7 protein-coding genes are annotated in these 5,638 nt (G+C 67.8%); 5 read left to right on the top strand and 2 right to left on the bottom strand.

Features of this window, described 5'->3' with window-relative positions; all coding sequences use genetic code 11:
• Nucleotides 1-150: 150 nt before the first annotated feature.
• Together nucS and ACFTS5_RS34155 are read left to right on the top strand one after the other, a co-directional pair.
• Nucleotides 151-894, top strand: a complete 744-nt coding sequence (gene nucS, locus ACFTS5_RS34160) for an endonuclease NucS (RefSeq protein WP_378639483.1) — start codon at nucleotides 151-153, stop codon at nucleotides 892-894.
• Nucleotides 895-904: 10 nt separating this feature from the next.
• Nucleotides 905-1,195 carry an ATP/GTP-binding protein gene (locus ACFTS5_RS34155; protein WP_378639481.1) on the top strand — a complete coding sequence of 97 codons (291 nt, stop codon included), beginning with the start codon at nucleotides 905-907 and terminating at the stop codon, nucleotides 1,193-1,195.
• An 89-nt stretch (nucleotides 1,196-1,284) separates the two neighbouring features.
• Here ACFTS5_RS34155 and ACFTS5_RS34150 read toward each other — a convergent pair whose 3' ends face one another.
• Together ACFTS5_RS34150 and mce are read right to left on the bottom strand one after the other, a co-directional pair.
• On the bottom strand, nucleotides 1,285-2,280 hold the full coding sequence (locus tag ACFTS5_RS34150) for a hypothetical protein (RefSeq protein WP_084473310.1): 996 nt from the start codon (nucleotides 2,278-2,280) through the stop codon (nucleotides 1,285-1,287).
• An 86-nt stretch (nucleotides 2,281-2,366) separates the two neighbouring features.
• Nucleotides 2,367-2,828 carry a methylmalonyl-CoA epimerase gene (gene mce / locus ACFTS5_RS34145; protein WP_266296146.1) on the bottom strand — a complete coding sequence of 154 codons (462 nt, stop codon included), beginning with the start codon at nucleotides 2,826-2,828 and terminating at the stop codon, nucleotides 2,367-2,369.
• Nucleotides 2,829-2,958: 130 nt separating this feature from the next.
• On the opposite strand from mce, the gene ACFTS5_RS34140 reads away from it, so the two are divergent.
• From ACFTS5_RS34140 to ACFTS5_RS34130, 3 genes are all read left to right on the top strand, one after another.
• A complete protein-coding gene (locus ACFTS5_RS34140) occupies nucleotides 2,959-4,143 on the top strand; it encodes an acetyl-CoA C-acetyltransferase (protein ID WP_378639478.1) in 1,185 nt (394 codons plus the stop codon).
• Nucleotides 4,144-4,248: 105 nt separating this feature from the next.
• Nucleotides 4,249-4,617, top strand: a complete 369-nt coding sequence (locus tag ACFTS5_RS34135; RefSeq protein ID WP_378639475.1) for a DUF3817 domain-containing protein — start codon at nucleotides 4,249-4,251, stop codon at nucleotides 4,615-4,617.
• Nucleotides 4,618-4,678: 61 nt separating this feature from the next.
• Nucleotides 4,679-5,548 carry a tetratricopeptide repeat protein gene (locus ACFTS5_RS34130; RefSeq protein ID WP_378639485.1) on the top strand — a complete coding sequence of 290 codons (870 nt, stop codon included), beginning with the start codon at nucleotides 4,679-4,681 and terminating at the stop codon, nucleotides 5,546-5,548.
• Nucleotides 5,549-5,638: the final 90 nt, after the last annotated feature.

The raw sequence follows: 5,638 nt of genomic DNA, 5'->3' as shown, positions 1-5,638 counted from the left end.
AACCCGGAAGCTAAGGCCACCTGCGCCGATGGTACTGCACTCGACAGGGTGTGGGAGAGTAGGACACTGCCGGAACATCATTGCGAAAGGCCCTCAACCATTGGTTGGGGGCCTTTTTGCGTTCCCAGGGCCGTCGCCTACAGTGCTTGGGTGCGCCTCGTCATTGCTCGTTGCCAGGTCGACTATGTCGGTCGACTGACCGCCCACCTTCCGATGGCTCGTCGGCTGTTGCTGATCAAGGCCGACGGGTCGGTGCTCGTGCACTCCGACGGCGGCTCGTACAAGCCGCTGAACTGGATGAGTCCGCCGTGCTGGTTGGTGGAGCAGGAAGTGCCGGACGCGATGCCCGCCGCCTTGCCCGACGGCGTACGGCCGTTGCGGGAGGGGCAGACTCCCGAGCCGGTGACGGCGAAGGCGCTGTGGGTGGTGACCAACAAGGCCGGCGAGGAATTGCGGATCACCATCGAGGAGATCGAGCACGATTCCTCGCACGAGCTCGGGGTCGACCCCGGTCTGGTGAAGGACGGCGTCGAAGCGCATCTGCAGGAGTTGCTCGCCGAACACGTGACGAAGCTCGGGGAGGGGTACACCCTGGTGCGGCGCGAGTACATGACCGCGATCGGCCCGGTGGACCTGCTGTGCCGCGATGCCGACGGCGCCACCGTGGCGGTGGAGATCAAGCGGCGCGGTGACATCGACGGTGTCGAGCAGCTCACCCGGTACCTCGAACTGCTCAACCTCGACCCGCTGCTGGCCCCGGTGGCCGGGGTGTTCGCGGCACAGCAGATCAAGCCGCAGGCGAAGACGCTGGCCGAGTACCGTGGAATCCGGTGCCTCACGCTCGATTACGACGAGCTACGCGGCACGGAGAGCAACGTTTTCCGCCTGTTCTAGGAGGAGTGTCATGCCGCGACGTAGACCGCGCAGCGGACGTTCTACGGCGCCTAGGCCGATCGGCGATGTGTACGGCCGCACCGAGGACGGTCCGGGCGACGAAACCTATGTCGTGCGAACGGTTCCCGGCGCTCGTGCGGTAAAGCCCTATCGGTGCCCCGGCTGCGACCACGAGATCGCGATCGGTGTCGCCCACATCGTGGCCTGGGCCGTCGAGGGCGGCGAGGACGACCGCAGGCACTGGCACCAGGGTTGCTGGAACGGCAGGCGCACCCGCGGCATCACCCGCCGCTGGTCGTGACCCGAGCGACAGAAAACCGAAGGCCGCCTCGATGATTCGAGGCGGCCTTCGGTTTTCCGGGTGAATGTCGTGACGAGTCCGACAGCTGGTTAGTTGACGTCAGCGCTCTCGCGGTCCTCATCGACGATGTCCTCGTCGGCGACCTCGGGGATGGCCTTGTTCTGACGCGAGCTCGACACCGACTTGTTGCCGTTGTTGCTGATCGACTTGCGCTCAGGCGTGCCGTCGAGCAGTTCGCTCTCGCGGTTGACCGCGGCGAGCATGGCGGGCACGGAATCGAGCTGACCGCGGATACCGAGCAGCTGGGCGAGCACCCGGCCGCGCAGCACGCGCATCTCCTCGGCCAGTTCCTTCGCGTGCGCGATCTTGCGCTCGGAGGTCTGGGTGGCGGAGCTGATCAGGCGGTTCGACTCGTCGGTCGCGTCCTTGATCCGCTGGGCGGCTTCGGCGCGACTGGTGGCCTCGAGCTCCTCCATGGCCCGGGTCAGCTTGGTACGCCGATCGTTCATGGTGGCTTCGAAGTCCTGCTGGGTGGCCTTGCGCTTGGCTTCGGCCTCCTTGCCCAGACGTTCGACATCGGCTTGGGCGGCTTCGATGATCTTGGCCGACTCGGTGCGCGCGTTCGCGAGGGTCTGCTCGAACTCGATCTCGAGCGCCTCGCGCTTCTCCTTGGTCTCCGCGAGCAGCGACTCGTACTTGCCACGCATCTCGGTGGCCTGCTGCTCGGCGATCGACACCATCTCGGCGGCTTCGGCCTGCGCCAGCGCGCGGACCTCGGACGCTTCGTCCGAGGCCAGGCGCAGCATGCGCGAGATACGGTCGGACATGCCTTCGGCGGTGGTCGGCGGCACGGAAAGCCGGTCGACCTCCTTGCGGAGCTCGTCGATCTCGTCACGCGCATCTTCCAGCTGGCTGGCGAGATTGCGGGCCTGCGCTGCGGCAGCGTCCCGGTCGGTGGCGGTGACGCGGAGCTCAGCGTCGAAGCGGTCGAAGTAGTTGCGCACCTCGTCTTGCGCATAACCCTTGCGCACAACGGTGAAGGGCAGTGCAACGAAGCGATTGCGATCGGACTCAGGTGACGACATGGCACACAAAATACAGCCTCGAGCGAGCCTATGGAGACTCGACCGTGATTGTGATCTCGCCGAGATTTACCGACAGTACCGGCGTACTAGTGCGTAACATCCGGGTTCGGCTCCACGAGCTCGACCAGCACACCGCCAGCATCCTTCGGATGGATGAAATTGATGCGGGAATCGGCGGTCCCGTGACGTGGGGCTTCGTACAGCAAACGCACGCCGCGCCCGCGCAGGAAACCCGAAACGGCTTCGATATCGGTGACCCGGTAGGCCAGCTGCTGCAGTCCGGGGCCGCTGCGGTCGATGAACTTGGCGATGGTCGACTCCGGGGTGAGCGGGGCCAGCAACTGCAGGGCGGTCGCGCGGTCGGCGGCGGCGGGGCACGACAGCATGGCTTCGACGACGCCCTGGGCCTCGTTCACCTCGCGGTGGGTCTCGACCATGCCGAGGTTGTCGGTGTACCAGGCCACCGCGGTGTCCAGGTCGGGCACGGCGATGCCCACGTGGTCGACGGCGATGACGTAGTCGGCGGGGATGAAGTTCTCATTGGTCACCCCACGAAGCTAGCGCGGACCTGCGTGCCGGGCGCGGGCCGATACCGGTTACCGTGGAGTCCAACTCCTGTACGCGTGCGGTGCTGCTGTGCGCGTCCGCGAGGATCGACTCAATGAATGCGAGGCTTTCGTGACCACTTCTGTCATCGTGTCCGGTGCGCGTACCCCGGTCGGTCGGCTGCTGGGCGGTCTGAAGGGCTTCAAGGCCTCGGATCTGGCCGGTGTCGCGATCAAGGCCGCGCTCGAGAAGGGCGGCGTCGCGCCCGAGCAGGTCGACTACGTGATCCTCGGCCAGGTGCTGCAGGCGGGCGCGGGGCAGCTGCCCGCGCGCCAGGCCGCCATCGCCGCGGGCATCCCGATGGATGTGCCGTCGATCCTGATCAACAAGGTCTGTCTGTCGGGCATCAACGCGATCGCGCTGGCCGACCAGCTGATCCGCGCGGGGGAGCACGAGATCGTGGTGGCCGGCGGTATGGAGTCGATGAGCCAGACTCCGCATCTGCTGCCGAAGAGCCGCGAGGGCTTCAAGTACGGCGACACCACCCTCGTCGACCACATGGCCTACGACGGCCTGCACGACGTGATCACCGACCAGGCCATGGGCCTGCTCACCGAGGATCGCAACGACCTGGACAAGGTGAGCCGCGAGGAGCAGGACGCGCTGGCCGCGGCCTCGCACCAGCGCGCCGCCGCCGCGTGGAAGAACGGGCTGTTCGAGGACGAGGTCGTGCCGGTCGCCGTGCCGCAGCGCAAGGGTGACCCGGTCTACGTGACCGAGGACGAGGGCATTCGCGCCGACACCACCGTCGAATCGCTGGGCAAGCTGCGCCCGGCCTTCCGCAAGGACGGCACCGTCACGGCGGGCACCGCCTCGCAGATCTCCGACGGCGCGGCCGCGGTGATCGTGATGAGCAAGACCAAGGCCGAGGAGCTGGGCCTGGAGTGGATCGCCGAGATCGGCGCCGCGGGCCAGGTCGCCGGGCCGGACTCGACCCTGCAGGACCAGCCCGCCAACGCCATCCTCGCCGCGTGCGCGAAGGAGGGCATCACGCCCGCCGAGCTGGACCTGATCGAGATCAACGAGGCGTTCGCGGCCGTCGGGGTGTCCTCGACCCGCAAGCTGGGCTACGACCCGGAGAAGGTCAACGTCAACGGTGGCGCCATCGCCATCGGGCACCCGCTCGGCATGTCGGGCGCGCGCATCCTGCTGCACTTGGCGCTGGAGCTGAAGCGTCGCGGTGGTGGCGTCGGTGCCGCCGCGCTGTGTGGCGGTGGCGGCCAGGGCGACGCGCTGATCATCCGCGTTCCCGCCTGATCCTGTTCGACCACGAAAGCCCTGGTACTCCGCGCGAGTACCGGGGCTTTTGTTGTGACCGGTCCAACTACGTGGTGTCGTAGATCATGCGGCACAATAGTGGGCATGGGTTTCTTCGATTTGCGGTCAACGGCCAGCCGGTTCCGGTTCTTCGCGGTGCTCGAGGCGCTGTCCTGGATCGGTCTGCTGACCGGTATGGCGTTCAAGTACCTGCCCGCGGAGGGCAACGAGATCGGCGTGAAGATCTTCGGCCCGGTCCACGGCGGGATCTTCGTGCTGTTCGTGCTCTCCGCGCTGCTGGCCTCGCGTGAGCTGAACTGGAACTGGAAGACCACGGTGCTGGCGCTGGCGTCGAGCATTCCGCCGCTGTTCACCGTGATCTTCGAGGTCTGGGCAGTGCGCACCGGTCAGCTGGGCGAGCTGAGCGCCGACGCGAGCAAGGGCTCCGCGGCTGCCGCGCCGACGGCTTCGTGACAAACTGGAAACCGTGACTCGACCCGCTGCCCGCCGTCCTTCGCCCGCCGCTGCCGCCGCCATGTCCGGCGCGGTGGATCTGTCCGCGCTGAAGCAGCCGCCCGCCGCGCCCGGCGGTGCCGCTGCTGCTCCGGCCTCGGGGAACCACACGGTCACCGAGGCGGATTTCGAAGCCAAGGTGATCCGGCGCTCGACGCAGGTGCCCGTGGTGGTCGCGCTGTTCTCGCAGCGCAGCGCGGGCAGCGTCGAGCTGGTTCGCACGCTCGAACGGTTCAACGCCGAAGACCGCGGCGCCTGGGATCTGGCCGTGATCGAGGCCGAACCCAATATGAACATCGTCCAGGCGCTGCGTGTGCAGGGCATTCCGACGGTGATCGCGGTGGCGGGCGGGCAGCCGCTGGCCGACTTCGAAGGCGCGCAGCCGGACCCGCAGGTACGCCAGTGGCTCGACGCGGTGATGGACGCGACCGCGGGCAAGCTCGAGGGCGACCCCGACGCGGCACCCGCCGAACCCGAGGTCGAGGATCCGCGCTTCGTCGACGCCGAGGACAAGCTGTCCGAAGGTGACTTCGCCGGCGCCGAGGCGGCCTACGAGGCGATCATCGCCGAGGAACCCGGCAACGAGGAAGCCAAGGCGGCCCTGCGCCAGCTGCGCTTCCTGACCAGGGCCCAGCAGCTCGATCCGGCGGTGGTGGCCACCGCCGACGCCGACCCGGCGAACCTGGATGCCGCCCTCGACGCCGCCGACGTCGAAATGTTCGAACAGCGCCCCGAGGCGGCCTTCGAACGGATCATCGCGATCGTCAAGCGCACCGCGGGCGACGACCGCACCAAGGCTCGCACTCGCCTGCTCGAACTGTTCGAGCTGTTCGACCCCGCCGAGCCCTTCGTGATCGCGGCCCGCCGCAAGCTCGCCGCCGCCCTGTACTGACACCCACCGCCCAGTTCCGATCGGTTCACCGTCGACGGACTGCCGTGCTCATATCGCTTCGAAGCCGCCCCGGCCGAACACCGCCGGGGC

This window comes from Nocardia sp. NPDC056952 (assembly GCF_042674185.1).
Classification (GTDB): Bacteria; Actinomycetota; Actinomycetes; order Mycobacteriales; family Mycobacteriaceae; genus Nocardia.
Note: the sequence above shows the minus strand (reverse complement) of the source record. Positions and strands in the feature narration are given on the sequence as shown.